16 protein-coding genes are annotated in these 17,737 nt (G+C 53.4%); all 16 read left to right on the top strand.

The features are described 5' to 3' along the window. Window positions 1-78 precede the first annotated feature (78 nt). The 16 genes from ACOTWU_RS19810 (at window position 79) to ACOTWU_RS19735 (ending at window position 17,675) form a co-directional block, all read left to right on the top strand. Window positions 79-954 (top strand): major capsid protein, encoded by an 876-nt coding sequence (locus ACOTWU_RS19810; RefSeq protein ID WP_252000929.1) that lies wholly within the window; start codon window positions 79-81, stop codon window positions 952-954. A gap of 74 nt (window positions 955-1,028) precedes the next feature. Beyond that, window positions 1,029-1,691 carry an Ig-like domain-containing protein gene (locus tag ACOTWU_RS19805; RefSeq protein ID WP_072186378.1) on the top strand — a complete coding sequence of 221 codons (663 nt, stop codon included), beginning with the start codon at window positions 1,029-1,031 and terminating at the stop codon, window positions 1,689-1,691. Between the two features lie 43 nt (window positions 1,692-1,734). Continuing rightward, entirely contained in the window at window positions 1,735-2,169 is a 435-nt protein-coding gene (locus ACOTWU_RS19800; protein ID WP_054625181.1) for a hypothetical protein, read from the top strand. Next, complete coding sequence (locus ACOTWU_RS19795) at window positions 2,169-3,002, top strand: hypothetical protein (protein ID WP_252000932.1); 834 nt, start codon at window positions 2,169-2,171, stop codon at window positions 3,000-3,002. Before ACOTWU_RS19800 ends, ACOTWU_RS19795 begins: the two co-directional genes overlap by 1 nt. 97 nt (window positions 3,003-3,099) lie before the next feature. After that, a complete protein-coding gene (locus ACOTWU_RS19790) occupies window positions 3,100-3,444 on the top strand; it encodes a hypothetical protein (protein ID WP_252000935.1) in 345 nt (114 codons plus the stop codon). Then, the gene (locus ACOTWU_RS19785; protein WP_000523626.1) at window positions 3,435-3,908 is read left to right on the top strand and encodes a hypothetical protein; all 474 of its coding nucleotides are present in this window, start codon (window positions 3,435-3,437) and stop codon (window positions 3,906-3,908) included. The genes ACOTWU_RS19790 and ACOTWU_RS19785 overlap by 10 nt, the downstream gene beginning before the upstream one ends. Before the next feature lies 1 nt (window position 3,909). Further along, complete coding sequence (locus ACOTWU_RS19780) at window positions 3,910-4,293, top strand: minor capsid protein (RefSeq protein ID WP_000469441.1); 384 nt, start codon at window positions 3,910-3,912, stop codon at window positions 4,291-4,293. 74 nt (window positions 4,294-4,367) lie between these two features. Next, window positions 4,368-5,114, top strand: coding sequence for an Ig-like domain-containing protein (locus ACOTWU_RS19775; RefSeq protein ID WP_045339234.1), 747 nt, complete (start codon window positions 4,368-4,370; stop codon window positions 5,112-5,114). Window positions 5,115-5,173: 59 nt separating this feature from the next. Then, complete coding sequence (locus ACOTWU_RS19770) at window positions 5,174-5,491, top strand: hypothetical protein (protein ID WP_000163862.1); 318 nt, start codon at window positions 5,174-5,176, stop codon at window positions 5,489-5,491. 125 nt (window positions 5,492-5,616) lie between these two features. Further along, entirely contained in the window at window positions 5,617-5,841 is a 225-nt protein-coding gene (locus ACOTWU_RS19765; RefSeq protein WP_000952684.1) for a hypothetical protein, read from the top strand. Between the two features lie 7 nt (window positions 5,842-5,848). Further along, the gene (locus ACOTWU_RS19760) at window positions 5,849-10,432 is read left to right on the top strand and encodes a tape measure protein (RefSeq protein WP_252000937.1); all 4,584 of its coding nucleotides are present in this window, start codon (window positions 5,849-5,851) and stop codon (window positions 10,430-10,432) included. A gap of 41 nt (window positions 10,433-10,473) precedes the next feature. Beyond that, window positions 10,474-10,809, top strand: coding sequence for a phage tail protein (locus ACOTWU_RS19755; RefSeq protein ID WP_048228591.1), 336 nt, complete (start codon window positions 10,474-10,476; stop codon window positions 10,807-10,809). Between the two features lie 89 nt (window positions 10,810-10,898). Then, on the top strand, window positions 10,899-11,597 hold the full coding sequence (locus ACOTWU_RS19750; protein WP_016051624.1) for a phage minor tail protein L: 699 nt from the start codon (window positions 10,899-10,901) through the stop codon (window positions 11,595-11,597). Beyond that, window positions 11,590-12,387 carry a C40 family peptidase gene (locus tag ACOTWU_RS19745; protein ID WP_045339242.1) on the top strand — a complete coding sequence of 266 codons (798 nt, stop codon included), beginning with the start codon at window positions 11,590-11,592 and terminating at the stop codon, window positions 12,385-12,387. The genes ACOTWU_RS19750 and ACOTWU_RS19745 overlap by 8 nt, the downstream gene beginning before the upstream one ends. Continuing rightward, window positions 12,375-12,965, top strand: a complete 591-nt coding sequence (locus ACOTWU_RS19740) for a tail assembly protein (RefSeq protein WP_045339244.1) — start codon at window positions 12,375-12,377, stop codon at window positions 12,963-12,965. Before ACOTWU_RS19745 ends, ACOTWU_RS19740 begins: the two co-directional genes overlap by 13 nt. A gap of 21 nt (window positions 12,966-12,986) precedes the next feature. Beyond that, window positions 12,987-17,675, top strand: coding sequence for a phage tail tip fiber protein (locus ACOTWU_RS19735; protein WP_226861475.1), 4,689 nt, complete (start codon window positions 12,987-12,989; stop codon window positions 17,673-17,675). Window positions 17,676-17,737 lie beyond the last annotated feature (62 nt).

Below are 17,737 nucleotides of genomic sequence, written 5' to 3'. Positions count from 1 at the left end.
GTCGACTATGGATAAGTTGACCTCCGGTCTGGGGAAAATCGGACTCAAGTAACATCTTAAATCATAGGGAAATGAAAGATGCCATTACTGCGTGATGAAGCTGAAAAGCTGTCTAACAACGAACTTGAGCAGGGTGTGATCGAGACCATCATCGATCGCGATGACCTGTTCGCTGTTCTGCCTTTCATGAAGATTAATTCTAAGGCATACCTCTACAACCGCGAAGCTACCCTGAGCGAAGCAACCTTCATTGATGTGAACGACACCATCGCTGAAGGCGCTGCAACCTTCACCGAACATGTTGCGAAGCTGCGTATCCTGGCAGGCGACGTAGACGTCGACAAATTCCTGGCGACCACTATGTCCGACACCAACAACCAGCTGGCAATCCAGGTTCGTCAGAAGGTGAAAGGTCTGGCTCGCGCATTCCGCCGCAACCTGATTCTGGGCGACTCCAGCACCAACACCAAAGCGTTCGACGGTATTCCGAAGCTGATGCACGACGATCAGAAGATCGATATCGAAGGCGCTTCCATGACCTTCTCCATGTTCGACGAGCTGGTCGACGCGGTGAAAGATCTGGGCGCAGACTGCATCATGATGCGTTCCGAGCACCTGCGTGCTTACCGCGCGCTGCTGCGCACCGTAAACATCGGCCCGTCTGAAATCATGATGGAAAACTTCGGTCGTCCGATGCTGTGCCACAACGGTGTACCGTTCATCGTGAACGACTTCATCCCGGCTGACGCGGGCAAAGCAAGCATTTACTGCCTGCACCTGTCCGAAGAGAACGGTGTGACTGGTCTGTATGGCGGTGAAAACGCCGGTATCGTTGTTGAGAACATCGGTACTGTTCAGAACAAAGACGCAACCCGTACCCGCGTTAAGTGGTACTGCTCTCTGGCGAACAAGCACGACAAGGCTATCGCCGCACTGACCAACGTAAAAATTTGATCAGTATAGTAGGTAAGTAATTATCTACCATTTAGGGGTGGGCTATACGCCCACCCTTTTTGTAGGAGCGAGAAATGCCAGAACAAAAGATGAAGATCACGGAAGAGGCGTTTGCGGATTTCACGGGGCATATGTGCCGTGCCGGATTCACCAATTCCATCTCCAACGAGCCTCTGAGCGAGCGCCAGCAGAACCATCTTGCGGCTTGCTTCCGGGCAATTCCGTTCACTCAATCTGTCACCATTACACCGGTTGCGCCGTCCGTATTGGTGGGCAAAACCGTTCAACTTAGTGCAGGTATCACTATGAGCAAAAGCGCAGATTCATTCACCTGGACGTCGGCCAATGACCAGGTCGCCACAGTCAGCGGTACGGGTCTGGTTACTGGCGTGACTCCGGGCAAAGTGAAGATCACCGCCACCGATAAGCAGACTCAGCTTTCTGCGTCAGTCGAAGTGACCGTTAAGCCTGTCAGCGTGGAGTCCGTTACCGTTACGCCAGACTCTACCTCCGTTGAGAAGGGGAAATCGGTCAAGTTGCGTGTTGATGTACAGCCGTCAAACGCAACCAATAAAAGAGTCACCTGGACTTCCAAAAATAGCGACAAAGCGACCGTTGACCAGAACGGTAACGTAGCTGGCGTAGCAGTTGGTACTGCCACTATCGAAGTCACCACGGAAGACGGCAGCCACAAAGCGACTGCGACCGTTGAAGTGACCGCAGCACCGGCTGCGTAACCAACACATGGGCGGCATAGCCGCCCATTAAGTGAGAAGAAGAATGAAACCAGCAAAAATTCGTTTATTGGAGCCTCAGTTTTTGGGGTACACGGGCATTCTCTGCGGTATCCAGTTTGTCGACGGCATCTCGGTTGCCGAACTGCCATTCATCGATCAGCAGCGGATTTGTGCCTCCATGCGTGCCACTACCGTTGAAGGCAAAAATGTATCTCCTTCTGCCGCATACAGCAGTCGCAATGATTTGACTGCGGACGACATTGTTGAGACGGCGGCCCCGGATATTGTGCCAATGAAACGTGGTACAGCTGAAGCGGAAACCAAACCGGTACAGCGCTTTACTCGTGAAGAGCTGGAGTCGATTGCGGACTGCGAAGGTATTGCGGGTCTGCGTCAGATCGGCAACCAGATTGGGGTGAAAGCCAAAGGCATCGTTGAAATGATCGAAGGCATCCTGAAAGCACAGGGCGGTGAGTAATGGCGCAGATCGACACGTACCGTAGCGGGGAAGCAGTTTCCCTGTCGTTTGCATTTAACGTTCTGGATATTGAGTCGGCCACGTATACCGTCAGAGATGGCGCTGGTGCGATCATCGTCGATAACGAACCTCTCGATATTACTGAGGGGCAGATGTCCATTCCGGTTGTCGTGTCGGCCGAACACAACCTGCTTTCAGATAAAGAGCGCGATCTGCGACACGTCATTGTCAAAGCGGTGGCATCCGGGCTGACGCATGAAGAGCGCAAGATGTACGTTCTGCTGAATAGCTTCGAGCTGTCAATTCCAGGCCAGTCATTCGCAACGGTCGCAGACGCCCAGATGCAAGCTATCGATATGCTGAACGGCGACACCCTGTTAGCTGATGGCGAAGGGCTGATGCGCAAACGTCTCATTGAGGCCACCAGACGCGTCAAAACGCTGCCGTTCTCAATCCGCAAAGTCCTGCGTATCGACTTCGACCGTTACGACCGCCCGCAAAACATGCTGAACGTCTATGACATTCCGTGGGGTGCTGACGGGGCATATCGTCACGATCTGATCGATTGGGAGCAGATGACGCCGGAGAAATTCGACGAGTTCCCGGACTACTTCATACAGGCATTAATGCTGGCCGTGGTTAATGAAGCCTGCGAAATCGCTAACGGTAATGACGTAGCGGCAGCCCGCGAGGACGGCATTCTGTCTGAGTCCATTGGTGAAACTACCAATATGTACCGCACCGGCAAAGCGGCAAATGTGCATGTGGCTCGCAGTACCTGGCGACTGCTGGTCAGTTACATCAATAACCGCATGATTGTTCGCCGTGCGTAACGCCAGTCGCATTATTTACTTCTGGTCGAAAGGCTCAAGACGAGCAATCGCGCCTTCGCCTGGTAATGAGTGCGGCTGCCAACCACAGGGAGAGTGCATGAACATTTCATGGCAAGCAGAGATAGCGATTTACCGTCTGGGTTCGAAGAACGTCTACGGTGAAGCGCAATTGCAGTTCGTCAGGAAGACGAACGTCGGCGTCGTTAAGTTTGAGCAAAGTAACGAGAAGTCATCGGTACGTGCGGACAGCTCAGGCAGTCGCGGTAAAGCGAATCTGGAATTGTTCGATGCTGTTCTGGTGATCCCACTTGAGGCCGCAGTGCAGCTTGATGACGTTCTCATTATGGAGGGGCAAAAGCTGAAGGTATCCAGCGTGCATCGTCGCTGGGGACTGCGTGGGCGCCCTGGGCATCTGGAAGTAGGGGCAAACATATGGGTCTGAAGTACGACGCACATCAGTTTAAGCGTGCTGGCGACAGACTCAATAACAGCCAGAAAGCCTTTAAGCGTTATCTCATCCGTGACATGGAGAAGCTGGCGCGTCTGGTTGAGCGTCTGGCGCGGGCAATGGCCCCGCTGGAGACCGGCTCACTCGAAAGCGCGATCTTCGCGAGAGTGGTCAAAGAAGGCTATACCGGGCTGCGTATTGAGTTATCGGTATCTGGAGCCAAACCACGCGAAGGGCATCCGGGCGTTGAGGTTGGCGATTATGCGGAGTACATGGAGTTGGGCAAGTATCGTCTAGGCTATCTCTCCCGCATGAAGAGCGTCACCAACCCGCCAGTCGCTGGTGTGAAGCCACGAGTTGGGCCTTTGTTCCTTGAGAGAGCCGTGCAGATCAGTGAGAAGCAGTTCACTCAGACGATAGCAGAAGCGGCAAGGAAAGCAGGTTTTACGAGAGGTTGATGTGTTTATTGAAGCATTTGCGAGCCTGATGCAGAAGGCGAAGATCGGTACAGTCGGCACTGACATTTTCTGTCACTACATGCCAGCCAATGTGAAGTCCGGTGTTCTGTTGGTTACTCCCAATACGGGGATCACCATTGACCATGAGTTAAAAGGCTTCTATCACGACTCTTTCACCGTCATCGTGCGTAATGCGACGATCACAAAGGCGGTGGCGAAAGCTAATAAGATCATGGACATGTTCCCGGTCGAAGAAACCGTGTCAGAGGGCGTTTACTTCCGGTTGGTTCGGCCAATGTCGATGCCGATTACTTATCCCAAAAACGAAGGTTCGTTGATTGAAGCGGGTATCCCGATTGAATTTGCGGGCTATTTGTTGAATTAATAAAATAAGTAAGTATATACTTACGATTGACACCATGAAGGTGCTGATTTAACGGAAAAAGGAGTTTTCCAACAATGTCCAATACCCATGTAAAAAACATCAAACTTGGCGCCTGCAAAGTGTCGTTTGGTGGCGTTGATCTGGGTTACACCAAAGGCGGTGTTCAGGTTGAAGTTGCGACCGAAACTCTGAAAGTCACCGTAGACCAGCTGGGGCAGACCACCATCTCCGAGCTGGTGCAGGGTCGTAACATCACTATCACTGCGCCGCTGGCCGAGTCTGTGTTGCAGAATATGGTCGATCTGATGCCGGGATCTACCCTGAGCGAAGAAGATAACGCTGTGACCATCACTTCCGCACAGGGCGTCAACCTGATCGACGTAGCCAAAGAGCTGGTTCTGACCCCGCAGGATACCACCGACTACGTTCTGACCATCCCGAAAGCTGCGACCGCAGGTAACTTCACCATGACCTACCAGTCTGATGATGTTCGCGTGTTCTCCGTTCAGTTCACCGCTTACCCGGATGACGACGGCGTGCTGGGGAAAATGAGCGGCCCAAAGCCGGTTAAAACCGTCTCTATCTCTCCGGAATCTCCGGAAGTTAAAGCCGGTGAGACCGTGCAGTTGACTGCCCAGATCACCCCTGCAGATGCCGGTGACAAAACCGGTGTGTGGGAATCCGACAATCAGGAGAAAGCAACCGTTGACCAGACTGGTCTGGTTCGCGGAGTAGCTGAAGGTTCGGCAAATATCTCCTTTACCAGCAATAGCGGCGGCAAGAAAGCGACCAAAGCAGTAACGGTTAATTCTGCCCAATAATCGCGACGTAACTAAGCAGAGGCTCAGGAAGAGCCTCTCTTTTAAAAGGACTTTAACCAATGACCAAATTACTCGATCTCGACTCCATTCTGCCTCCGAAGAAAAGCATCAAGTTCGGCGGTCAGGAATACCCCATCGTTGAAATGACTGTTGGCCTGTTCGTCTCCATCAAGCAGATGGAAGGCAAAGACCTCCAGAACATGTCGCCTGTTGAGCAGGTTACTGCTTACGCCGACCTGGTTCGCAAGGTCATCCCATCCGTGCCGGACGCTGTACTGGAAAAACTGACCGTTCCGCAACTCCAGCAGATCTTCACCTTCGCCATGGAAGTGATTGATGAAGAGAACGAAAAAGCGGCTGGTGAAGGGGCAAAGTAATTTCCCGCGATGAATCCGGGGTAAAGACCGTATCGATAGATCTCGGATTCTATTTCAGTCGTGTAGTTGCTCACTACGCCGTGTCGCCATTAGAGCTGCTGGGCGTCCCTCTAACGATGTTCTGGATGCTCAGTCGCAACATCGACCGTCTGCGCGCGGAAGAGGATGTCCGCAACCTGCAAGTCGCTCGCGCTGCCCAGGCAGATGGCGAGGGCGTGAAGGCGTTCATGGAGGGTTTGCAACTCAGGATTGGAAGACCAGTCGTAACCGATAAAGTCTACGATCCACGCAAGGATAAGGCAGACCCTGACGCCAAAGAGCAACTGATGCAAATTTTTGGCAGAGGATGACAAGGGAATGTCACAAAACGTAGAGTTTATCCTGTCGCTGGAAGACAAGCAGTTTACAGCGTCAATCGACCGGGCGGGTAAGCTACTTACCAGATTCGGGGAGCAGGCCACAAAGCCCGCTCAGAAAATTAACAATCTGGAACGCTCGTTGGGTTCGGTCTCCCGCATCATCGGCGTTCTGGAGTCCAAGCTCGATGCCACGGCAGACAAACTACAGGATGTAGCTGCCGGCTTCGAGCTTGTGTCTGATGTTTCGCGCAAGACGCGAGGCAACATTACCAGCCTCAACTCAGGTCTCAAAACCCTGATTGAGCGCGTCGACACAACCACCTCATCCGTTAATAAACTCACCACATCGCTGCGCAAGGTTCAGTCTGAACTCAATGAGTTTTCCGATTGGGCAACGTTCGCTGGCAAGAGCGCCAGCCGCTTCGGTACGGAAGTAAAAGAAGCCTCTTCCTCCGTGAGTGGCATGAATACGCGCCTTAACACCACGACGAAGCGTCTCAGTAATTGGGGTGTCACAACGAGCCAGGCTGCCGAGGGGCTGAAGAAAGTCCGCGATCAGATGGATGCCGTGATTGGCCGCCAGCAACTGATCAGCAAGCCGGTACGTGTGCGCACCAGCGGCTACGGTGAGGGCGGTGGTAATGGCGGTGGCGGTCGACGTGGCGGCACAAATGGCCACGGCTGGCGCGGTGCTGAAAATGGCGTGTTCTCTGGTCTGCGCGGCAATATTTTCCTGCTGGGCGAGATTGGTGATGCAGCAAGAACGGTAACTGACATCCTGTTTGGCTGGCAGAAGCCAATCATCAAAGCCGCCTCCGAAATGGAGCGTATGCGCGTCATGTTGCGCGGGCTGAACAAGGACAAGGCCAACCCTGGCAAAGCAGCCGCAGAGGATATGCAGTACATCGTGGATATGGCGCAAAACGCCCCGTTTGCGATGCAGGCGCTGACCGATTCCTTCGTTAAATTCCGCTCGGCAGGTCTCGATCCTACTGACGGATCGCTGAAAGCACTGGTGGACTCCGTTGCACGCTTCGGCGGCGATAGCGAGCTGCTTAAACGTGCTGCCGTGGCTGTCCAGCAGATGTCCGGTAAGGGCGTCGTGTCGATGGAAGAACTGCGTCAGCAATTAGGTGAAGCCGTTCCTAACGCGATGAAGGCGATGGCAGACGCTGCCGGTATCACTATGGGGGAACTGACCAAAGCAGTCTCCACCGGTACTGTGGAAGCGAAACAGGCGCTATCGCTGATGTTCGTTGGTCTGCGTGCGGAGAACGAAAACGCCGCCAAAGACATGATGCAAACCTACACTGGTGCGCTGGCGCAATTGCAAACCTCCTTTACGCTGTTTGCCGATCGTGTCGGTCAGGCGGGCTATCTGGATTCTCTCTCAAAGGGGATGAAAGAGCTGGCCTCCATCATGAATAGCGCAGAGGGCATTTCGTTCGCTAACTCGCTGGGTTCCGGACTCTCCACGGCGATCGACGGCTTACGCGAACTGGCGCAGTGGCTGGCTAAAAACCAGGAACTGGTTATCAGCCTGGGCAAAGTCGTTGCTGCAATGGTGGCGTTCAAGCTGATGCGTGCCGGGATTGCAGGCGTGATTGGCACTGCCGGGCAAATGGTTAACACATTTACCAAGATGTCGACCGTTCTCCAGGCTCCGTTCAATCTGGGCGCGACAGCTGTCACCCGCTTTAATCGTGCGGCTCGTATGGGGCTGGCTCCAATCCCATCGCTGATCTTCGCTATCCGTGGTGCGATTACGGGGCTTCAGGGCGCGTTTGCTGGGCTAACTGCGTTCATTGCAGCAAACCCCATTGGTGCAGCGTTCACCGTAGCTACCGTGGCTGTAGCCGGTCTTATCACGTATATGACCATGCTCCGCAGCGAAACGTCCAAAGTCGTGGATGAGATCCGCAAAATCCCGGAGGCGATGACGGCGGCCAAGCGTGCGCAGATGGCAGCGCGTGCAGCCGAGCTTGAAAAGCAGATCCAGCGAGACCAGCAGGCGCTTAAAACCGGCGAAAGCGTGAACTACTACTCCACAGCGGCTGGCCCTGTCGCCGTGAAGGAGTCCAAAGAGGTTGTTGAGGCTCGCCTGAAGAAAAATCAGGAAGAGTACGAAAGAACCACAGGCACGATGGCGCTGGGTGATGGCGCGGTGGCCAAACGGCTGGCAAAAGAGGCCGCTGAATCCCAGATTGAGAAAATCCGGGCAGATAACCAGGTCTTCTCTGCGACGTTTGTGAAAGCCCGTCAGGAGGCTCTGGATAAGATCCAGAAAATCAACGACGACAAATCGCTTTCGGACGACGAGAAGAACAAGCTGCTCGCACCGCTTCGCGAGAAGGTGAACAAGTCCTATCTGGAACCGGCGCAGAAGCTGGTCGACGACCTGTCTTCTCGCAAAAACGCAACCGAGAAGCAAATTGCCCACTTCAGCGACATGCTGGAGAAAGCGAAGAAAGAGGGGAACACCGAGCAGGTTCAGAAGCTACAAGGCAGCATCCGTGGGTATCAGGAGCATCTGGAAGCTGTTGCTCAGGAGCTGACACAGGCGGAGTTCGAACGTGATAACGCGGCGAAAACCGGTAAGGGCGTAATGTCCAACCAGGGAACCGTTCTGGGGCTGGGAACGACCGATAAAGCGGCTCAGAAAGCACTGGCGCAGTATATGCGGAACCAGATGGACTCCGCGACCTACCAGCGCACACTGCCAGACGGTACGGCGATGCTGGACTTCGAAGGCAAGCCGATCATCGGGCCGAAACAGCTCAAAACCCAGTTGAACCTGCAGAAAGCCTCCAGCGCCAGCTCTCTGGAGAAAATGAGCGACGAGGAACGTGCTGCCGCGATCGCCGCACTGACCAAAGCGCGTGAGCAGGACGCCGCAGCAGCGGAAAAAGCCGGGCAGCGTACTGCCAATGCTTCTCAGCGTGCCGCTAGGAAGGAAGAAAATGCGCAGCGTAAGCTGGCGGCCGGCTACCAGAAAGCCCTAGATAAAGCCGATCAGCTTATGGGGCAGATGGGTGAAAGCTCAAAAGCGACCGTGTCGTTTGATCAGTCTCTCCGCGATACCACCAAATCGCTGACCGAACTGGCCAACGCCGTACCGAATGAGTTCATCACTCAGGAGATGATCGACAAAGCCAAGTCACGCCTGGCTGACCTGGCTAACGCGAGCGACGACTATCGCGAGATGTTCAATCGTCGCAACGTCGAGCAAATGATCTCCACCTGGGCGCCGGAATCCGATTCCATCATCAGCGCGGGTTACAAGCCGTCTCGTGAAGAGAAGGTGGTCGATTTCAACGACACCTACAACCGTAACCTGAAAGCGTTGATGGATCTGCGTGACCAGGCTTCTGATCCGAAAATCGTGGCGCTTTACACCAAGCAGATTAACCAACTGGTGGCGGCAGGCAACACCGCGCTCATCAAAGAGACGGGTACGGCGACACAGAAGCTGGCGCTTGATTACGAGAATCTGGCCGATCAGTTGGAAAACAGCTGGAGCAACCTGTTCAGCAACATGACGGATACGCTGACCGACTTCGTCATGAAGGGGAAAATGGACTTCTCCAGCCTGGCAGAATCCATCCTCCGCGACATCACCAACATGGTTGTGAAGACGCAGATCACCCTGCCTCTCATGAACATGCTGGGGATGGGAACGACGGCAGCGGGCAGCTCTCAGAGCGGCAATCTGCTTTCTGGTGTCGCATCAGCGGTTGCCAACCAGGGCGTCCGGATGAATGCGGTCAACGGCGATAAGAGCGTGGGTGAGGCGACGAAAGAGACCTCCAGCTCGGTCTCCGGTCTGGGGCAGACCACTCAGCAGACGACCAGCGCGATTGGCTCTGCAACCAACGCGATCGGCAGCTGGGTGAATGGACTGTTCACCAGTACTGAAGCCAAAGACGCGGAAACCAAAGCGGTGAAGACATCCATCTTCTCCATGCAGAACCTTAGCTCTGTCACGGGGGCGCTTTCTGCCGCGTTTGCCATGTTGGGAGCAAACATGTCCGGCTCTGGCAATAAGTGGTTGAGCTTCGGCGCTACCATTGCCTCCGGGCTGGTGTCTGCCTGGGCTGGTGGCGGCTTCGACAACATCGGATCGGGTTCCTCCGGCTCTAACTCCGGGTTCAACAATCTCACCGGATCGGCATCTGATGGTACTGGCGGCATCCCGGCAATTCCGAAGTTCGCCAAAGGCGGCATTTTCGGGAAAGACGGCGTGGTTCCGCTGCGTGCGTACCAGAAAGGTGGCATCGCTGACTCTCCACAGCTGGCTCTGTTTGGTGAAGGGGATATGAACGAAGCCTACGTTCCGCTTCCGGATGGGCGTTCCATCCCGGTCACGCTCAACGCAGAGGGTGTTAAAGGCGGCGGTGGCGGCGTTTTCTCACCTGTCAGCATTGAGATCAACGTCAACAGCGACGGCAGTGTCTCGGAGAACAGCAATTCCGAAGGCGCATGGAGTCAGGCAGCGCAGCGCATGAAGGCGATCGCGCTTGAAACCATCGCTCAGGAGAAGCGGCCAGGCGGTTCGCTCAACCCTAACTCTCAACGTAACTAACCACGGCTGCCCCGGAAGGGGCAGTCTCACAAGGATGTGAGATGGAAAGACTGACTTTTAACTGGTATCCCGACTACGAGTCGGAAAAGAGCGTGAAGCCTAACGTGACGGTGCTGAATTTCGGTGACGATTACGAACAGCGCCAGGCCAAAGGTCTCAATCGCATCAAAGAAGAGTGGAGCCTGACATTTACGCGCTCTTACGACGTTATCAATGCCGTCGATGACTTTTTGACGGCACGCGCGGCCGTTGAGTCGTTCTACTGGACGAACCCTCGTGGCAAAAAGATGGTTGTGGTGTGCGACAGCCATACTGTGAAGCGTTACCAGGGCTATCTCGTTCTCACTGCGACCTTCCGACAAATTTATGAAGGATAATTTAACCCACTAGATAAGTAAGCACTTATCTACTATTATCTATAGGCGCTGACAGGATGTTAGCGCCTCTTTATTTCAAGGAAGAAACGATGGGTATTAAGGCTGATATTCAGAGCTTGTCGCCCTCCGCGCTCATTGAGCTGTTCGAACTTGATATGTCGAACACTACCTCTGGGGGCAAGCTGTTTTTCCACGCCGGTACAAACGAACTGATGGAGCCAGTCGTTTGGCAAGGCGTGTCCTACGAACCGTGGCCAATCAAGGCGTCAGGCTTTGATAAGACTGGTCAGGGTACTTTGCCGCGTCCAAAAATCCAGGTCTCCAACTTTGCCGGAACTGTCTCCGCTGAAGTTCAGGCAAACGACGATCTGGTTGGCTGCCGGATCATACGCAAGATGACGCTGGCGCGTTTTCTCGACGCGGCCAACTTCAAAGACGGGAATCCAACCGCAGATCCAAACCAGCACTTCCCGGATGAGATGTGGTTCATCGAACAGAAGACTCTCGAAACCCATGAGGTTGTCGAGTTTGAGCTGTCGAGTGTGTTCGATCTGATGGGTGTGCAACTGCCTTACCGCCAGATCATCAAAAACACCTGCCCGTGGAAATACCGCGGCCCAGAATGCGGCTACACCGGCCCGTACTTTGACAAAAACAACCAGCAAACCACCATGTCAGGCGCGGATTACTGCACGAAACGCTACGACTCATGCAACGCACGCCGTAACTACTTTGCCAATGGCGTAATCCACTTTGGCGGGTTCATTGGAGCAACGCGTTATGGGTAATAGAGCTTTCCCGGAGCTTGGTTCGGACGTTATGCAGGAAATCTATCTGACAGCCATCAAACGCTACCCGAATGAAGCGTGTGGCTTTCTGGTGCGTACCACTGGTGACAAATATCGCTTCATGGAAGCCAGGAACGTGTCGGAAAACCCGAAAAACACGTTTGTTATGCACGCTGACGACATTATCGCAGCGGAAGATACAGGAGACGTGGTTGCCATCTGGCACTCCCACACTGACGAATCAGCTGAAGCGTCAGACGCCGACCGCGCCGGATGCGAGGCAACGGAAGTTCCGTGGCTAATTCTGGCTGTTCGCAAGAACGTCGAGGGCGATGCGCCATTTCACTTCAGTGAGATGAATGTGATCACCCCAGACGGCTTTGAGATGCCTTATCTGGGACGACCCTATGTGTTTGGTGTCTTCGACTGCTGGATGCTGTGCCGCGACTATCTGAAGCGTGAGTTCAACGTCGAGCTGAATCCGAACCCGCACCTGCATATTCCATCGTGGTACACGGGCGATACCGACATTCTCGATCAGAACTACCGCAATGAAGGACTTGTTCGTCTGGCGCCGGGGACGGAACCCCAGCGTGGTGACGTCTTCTTCATTCAGTACGGAAAGATGCCTGACCACTGCGCGGTGTACATAGGAGATGGAATGATTCTGCACCACCAGATCGACCGTCTGAGCTGTCGCGCTTATTACGGTGGCATGTACCAGAAACACACGACGCACCACCTGCGTCACAGAGACTTACTCAAGGGAGATGAAACGTGTCTGAGTTAGTTCATGTGCAACTTGGTGGCCCGATGGCAAGGCATTTTGGCCGCCACTGGCATTTAAAAGTGCGCAACACCAAACAGGCGTTGGATTTGGTCGAAGCCAATCGTCCGGGCTTAAAAGCCTGGATGAAGCGCAACATGAAGACCTACGACAAGTATCACATCCAGATCACCAATAAGCAGGGGCATAAGTGGTCGGTTGATGAGAGCGAATTTCAAATGATGGGACAGTCCGACAACATCGCGAAAATCCGCATCACGCCGGTTCCCCGAGGTAGCGGTGGCTCTGCATTCGGCTGGTTTCAAACAGTAGTAGGGGCTGCGTTGATGGTCATATCTGCTTTTATTATGCCTGCTCTAGTCCCTCTTGGCTTGTCGCTGATGATGGGCGGTATTTCTCAGCTAATTTCGCCCCAGGCAACCAATGACAGCGTCAGACAGGCAGATAATTCGAACTCGTTTTACTTTGATGGGCCACAAAACACTACAAACCAGGGCAACCCCGTTCAGCTCATTTATGGTGAGGAAATTCTGGTCGGCTCTCAGGTCGTGAGTTCTTCGATCACCATCGACCAGCTTTAGTAATAAGGGAATTTTTTGAACATGGAACAGTTCAAGAAGAAGAGACTGCCTCTCCTGATTGCAGGTGCAGGCGGAAAGAAAAGCAGTGGCTCCAGCCGCACGCCGGTTGAAGCTGACGATACCGTAAACTCGCGTGCTATGGCGTCCATCCTCGACCTGCTCGGGGAGGGTGTCATTGGCGGGCTGGTGGATGGCGCAAAGTCGATCTTCGTTGATGACCTGCCAATCCTGAACGAAGACGGATCTCCAAACTTTAGCGGTATCACCTGGGACTTCCGCGATGGTTCACAAGACCAGACGCCGATGTCCGGGTTCGATTTCGTTGAAACGCCGAAGTCAGTCAACATCCAGCTGAAAAGAATGCACGACGTTACGATTGCCATCGATAACGATGAGGCAGACCGTGTCCGCGTCATTCTGAAGTTCCCGTCTCTGCGTAGCATTGACAAAAAGACCGGTGATACCAACGGTACGACCGTGAAGTACAAATTCCAGATTGCCAATGGCGATAATGCCTTCAAGGACGCCATCGCAGAAGGGGAGAGCACTTCCGAAATTACGCTGACGGCAAAAAAGACGGGCGTCTACTACCGCAGCTATGAACTAAAACTGCCCAAGCCAGGCCGTGCCTACAAGGTTCGCGTGCTTCGTCTGACCGATGACAGCAACACTCAGTACATCTTTAACGATACGTGGGTGGACTCTGTCGGTGAGATCGTCGATACACCGATGAACTACCCGAACTCCGCGCTGGTCGGCCTCAAGGTCAACTCAGAGCAGTTCGGCAGCTCGATGCCGTCTCGTTCGTATCTGGTGCGTGGTCTGAAGATCCGCGTCCCGTCCAACTACGACGAACACACAAACACCTATATCGGCGTATGGGATGGCACATTCAAGCTGTTGTCATCTTCCAACCCTGCCTGGATTCTCTTCGACCTGCTTACCAACGCTCGTTATGGCCTGGGGCAGTACGTTTCTGAGTCCATGATTGATCTCGGGCAGATCTACCAGATTGGCCGCTACTGCGATGAAGAAATTGACAATGGCTTCGGGGGTAAAGAGAAGCGCTTCGCTATCAACACCCAGATCACCAGCCGTCAGGATGCGTACCGACTGATTCAGGATATCGCTGGCGCCTTCCGCGGTATGGTCTTCTGGGCTGGCGGCATGGTTAACGTCATGCAGGATAGTCCGTCAGATCCGGTCATGATGTTCACCAACGCGAACGTCAAAGACGGCATGTTCAGCTACAAGGGATCTGCGCGTAAAGACCGTCCGTCAGTGGCTCTTGTGACCTACAACAACAAGGAAGACGGCTACAAGCAGAACATCGAGTACGTCGAAGACCAGGAGGCGATGCGTCGTTATGGCGAGCGCAAAACCGAAGTGGTTGCGTTCGGCTGTACCAGCCGTGGCCAGGCGCATCGTGTCGGTCTGTGGCTGCTGTATACCGCACGCATGGAATCTGACGTTATCAGCTTTACGGCAGGGCTGGATGCTTCCTTCCTGATGCCGGGCGAAACGGTGCTGATCCAGAACAAATACCGTGCTGGTAAACGCAACTCTGGCCGCATTGTGGCGTTCACAAAGAACAGCATCACTCTCGACGCACCGGTTACGCTGAATAAGGCTGGTAGCTACATCCGGATCTTGAATCAGGAAGGAGAAATCGTTGAGCGCGATATTCTTGAGACCGGGGAAGACATTACCAAAGTGACCTTCTCCAAAGCGCTCAATTCCGGTGATATGCCGGTTATGAATGGCGTCTGGACGATTACCGAGCCAGATCTGGAGCCAATGCGCGTGCGTGTTATCAACGTTGCCCAGGGCGAGGCTCAGGGGACGTTTGACGTTACCGTTGTCCAAAATAACGCATCGAAGTACGAAGCCATCGACAACGGCGCGACGCTGATCCCCGAGAACAACACCGTTCTCGACCCGACTTATTCGAAGCCGACCAACCTGCAGGTGACGGAAGGGACGTATATCTCCAGTCCGGGCAACCTCTCAATCAAGCTCGTTGCCACCTGGGAAGGTAAGTCTGCGGAATATTGGATCAGCTGGCGTCGTTCCGATGAGAACAACGTCTCTAACTGGCAGTCCGCACGCGTTACCGAAGAGCAGTTCGAGATCCTCAATATTGCCGAGAATGGCCAATACGACATTCAGCTCTATGCGGTTTCGTTCAGCGGCAAGAAGACGGACATCATCAGTACCGTTTACCAGGTGAAAGGTACGATGACGCCGCCAGGCTCTCCTACCTCTCTGACGGCCGTTGGTGACTACCGCAACGTGATTCTGAATTGGGTCAACCCGGACTCAATCGACCTCGATCACATCAACGTGTACGCCTCCCAGACCAACGATCTGGAAACGGCAAAGTTGATTGCAGAGGCTGCCAGCACCACGTTCACCCATGCCGGTCTGGGGGATAGCGAGACCTGGTACTATTGGGTTCGCGCGGTGAACAAGCGTGGCATGTTAAGTCCGCCGAACTCCAATCTGGGTACGGAAGCGATGACACGAGACGTCCTCTCGTTCCTTACCGGGAAGATCACTTCTTCTGAGCTGGGGCAGGAGCTGCTGGAGGAAATCGACTCAAAAGCCTCTCAGGATGCGGTCGACGCCATCAACAAACAGATGGAAGAAAGCCTGAAAGAGCTTGATCAGTCCGTTGCCGATCTGGACAGCAAACTGGAAGACACCAGCGGTCGGCTTGAACAGGCCCAGAACGACCTCAAAAATGAAGTCTCTGGCACGCTGGACAAGGTCAACGACGCGCTGCAACAGGTTGAGGACTCTAATGCGGCTCTGGTTGAGTTGCAGGAGACCGTTTCCGAGCAGAGCAAAGCCGTTGCAGGTGCTGTGGAAGCGGCACACGCTGCGCTCGACAATGCCTCCGCGCTGATTGCTGAAGAGCGTGAAGCCCGTGTCGAAGGCGATAAGGCAAATGCCAAACAGATTGAGGCAATGAAATCCTCCGTCGATGACAGCGTTGCCGCCGTCGAAGAGATGAAAAAGACCGTTGCCGAAGTCGAACGCGCCAGCGCGGAAGTATCGACCAATATCGAGGCTCTGGCCAAAACCAATATTGACCTCGCTCTGCGTCAGGATGAAGACCAGCACAAGCAAATGGTCAATAACGCGAAGATCGCCACCACTCAGAAGACGTTTGCCGACGATATGTCTGCAATGGCCTCAAAAGTGGAAGAGATCCGCGCAGAAATTGGTGAGGACATCCGGGCATCGATTCTGGAAGAGACAACGGCTCGCGTAGAGGCTGATAAGGCGATCGCAACACAAATCACCAAGTTGGAAGCCCAGATCAATGATGATATTTCTGCGGCCATTGTTTCTGAGCAGGAGGCCAGAGCCACTGCGGATGAATCCCTGTCCAGGCAGATTAAGTCACTGCAGGCGAAGGTAGAAGGTGACATTAGTGCGGCTCTTACCGAAGAGCAGATCGCCCGAGCTTCGGGGGATGAGGCATTATCCAAACAGATTACCAGCCTCAAGGCCCAGACGGGTGAGGATATTAAGGCGGCAGTTGCCAGTGAAACGAAAGCGCGTACTAACGCAGATAGCGCACTGGCAACTCAGATCAGCACGTTAAAGGCTCAGACTGCGCAGGACATCAAAGCAGCGGTTGCTACTGAGACTAAAGCTCGTACCGATGCCGATTCGGCGCTGGCCGGGCAGATCACAAGCCTGAAAGCCCAGACTGGCAAGGATATTAATGCAGCAGTTACGTCCGAGGCGAACGCCAGGGCAAATGCTGATGGGGCGTTGGGATCACGTATCGATACGCTAAAAGCCTCTGTTGACGGTAACTCTGCAACGATTAAACAACAGGCGACAGCTATTGCGGACACCAATAAAAAAGTCTCTACAGCCTGGACGCTTAAGATGGAGACATCGACAAGCGGTGGGCAGAAGTATGTTGCCGGCATTGCGTTGGGGATCGACAGCACTGGTCTGTCTCAATTCCTTGTTCAAGCCGACCGTTTTGGATTGGTGAACTCAGTGAATGGAAAGGTTACAACGCCTTTCGTCATTGAAAACGGTGTGGCATATATGAGCGGAGCTTGGATACAAAATGGCACTATCGATAATGCAAAAATAGGGCAGTTCATTCAGTCTAACGACTTTCAAAGCGGTGTCAGAGGATGGAATATAAACAAAAATGGCTCTTCTGAATTTCAGAACATCAAAGCCAGAGGGGAGATTATTGCAACAACGGGAAGGATGAGTAATGTCGTAATTGATGAGACATGTACTGTTAAAAAGCTATTCGCTGAAAACATCTATGGAGACATTATTACAGCATCATCCAATTTGACCGATAAGGTTTGGGGAAATACAACTGGCACTAGCTCGGGTACGCGTTACCCAATTGCAACCATACATGGTGCACCTTTCGAAAGAGTTTTTTTATTTTTAGGGACAACTGCTGCGCATACCCTTTGGCGACAGAACGTCACAATTAGATGTGATGAGTCGATCGTTTTCCAATATGACACAGGAAACGATGGTTCAAGTGGCGATTCTACAAAAAAATGGAATAACTTGTTATTAAGGATACCGGCTTCGTCGTATGGCGCGACCCAAAATCTGACAGTTCAGTTTCCAAACAGGGGCGATAGAGGATATCTCCAGTTCACCGGAATTCTAATGCTATATAAAATATCTGGTTCGGTGACAATTCATTGATTACAATGGTAGGTATGCACTTACTTATGTGGGCGGGAATGCCCGTACTTTCAAGGAGCGAA

The sequence above is a fragment of the Enterobacter cloacae complex sp. GYL001 genome (genome assembly GCF_049237125.1).
Lineage (GTDB): Bacteria > Pseudomonadota > Gammaproteobacteria > Enterobacterales > Enterobacteriaceae > Enterobacter > Enterobacter hormaechei_C.
This window is presented reverse-complemented; position numbering and strand designations above follow the sequence as displayed.

Excerpts from the sequence above, each read along its gene's own strand:
- ACOTWU_RS19810 (WP_252000929.1), top strand. The coding sequence starts at position 79 with ATGCCATTACTGCGTGATGAAGCTGAAAAGCTGTCTAACAACGAACTT.
- ACOTWU_RS19805 (WP_072186378.1), top strand. The coding sequence starts at position 1,029 with ATGCCAGAACAAAAGATGAAGATCACGGAAGAGGCGTTTGCGGATTTC.
- ACOTWU_RS19800 (WP_054625181.1), top strand. The coding sequence starts at position 1,735 with ATGAAACCAGCAAAAATTCGTTTATTGGAGCCTCAGTTTTTGGGGTAC.
- ACOTWU_RS19795 (WP_252000932.1), top strand. The coding sequence starts at position 2,169 with ATGGCGCAGATCGACACGTACCGTAGCGGGGAAGCAGTTTCCCTGTCG.
- ACOTWU_RS19790 (WP_252000935.1), top strand. The coding sequence starts at position 3,100 with ATGAACATTTCATGGCAAGCAGAGATAGCGATTTACCGTCTGGGTTCG.
- ACOTWU_RS19785 (WP_000523626.1), top strand. The coding sequence starts at position 3,435 with ATGGGTCTGAAGTACGACGCACATCAGTTTAAGCGTGCTGGCGACAGA.
- ACOTWU_RS19775 (WP_045339234.1), top strand. The coding sequence starts at position 4,368 with ATGTCCAATACCCATGTAAAAAACATCAAACTTGGCGCCTGCAAAGTG.
- ACOTWU_RS19770 (WP_000163862.1), top strand. The coding sequence starts at position 5,174 with ATGACCAAATTACTCGATCTCGACTCCATTCTGCCTCCGAAGAAAAGC.
- ACOTWU_RS19765 (WP_000952684.1), top strand. The coding sequence starts at position 5,617 with ATGCTCAGTCGCAACATCGACCGTCTGCGCGCGGAAGAGGATGTCCGC.
- ACOTWU_RS19760 (WP_252000937.1), top strand. The coding sequence starts at position 5,849 with ATGTCACAAAACGTAGAGTTTATCCTGTCGCTGGAAGACAAGCAGTTT.
- ACOTWU_RS19755 (WP_048228591.1), top strand. The coding sequence starts at position 10,474 with ATGGAAAGACTGACTTTTAACTGGTATCCCGACTACGAGTCGGAAAAG.
- ACOTWU_RS19750 (WP_016051624.1), top strand. The coding sequence starts at position 10,899 with ATGGGTATTAAGGCTGATATTCAGAGCTTGTCGCCCTCCGCGCTCATT.
- ACOTWU_RS19745 (WP_045339242.1), top strand. The coding sequence starts at position 11,590 with ATGGGTAATAGAGCTTTCCCGGAGCTTGGTTCGGACGTTATGCAGGAA.
- ACOTWU_RS19735 (WP_226861475.1), top strand. The coding sequence starts at position 12,987 with ATGGAACAGTTCAAGAAGAAGAGACTGCCTCTCCTGATTGCAGGTGCA.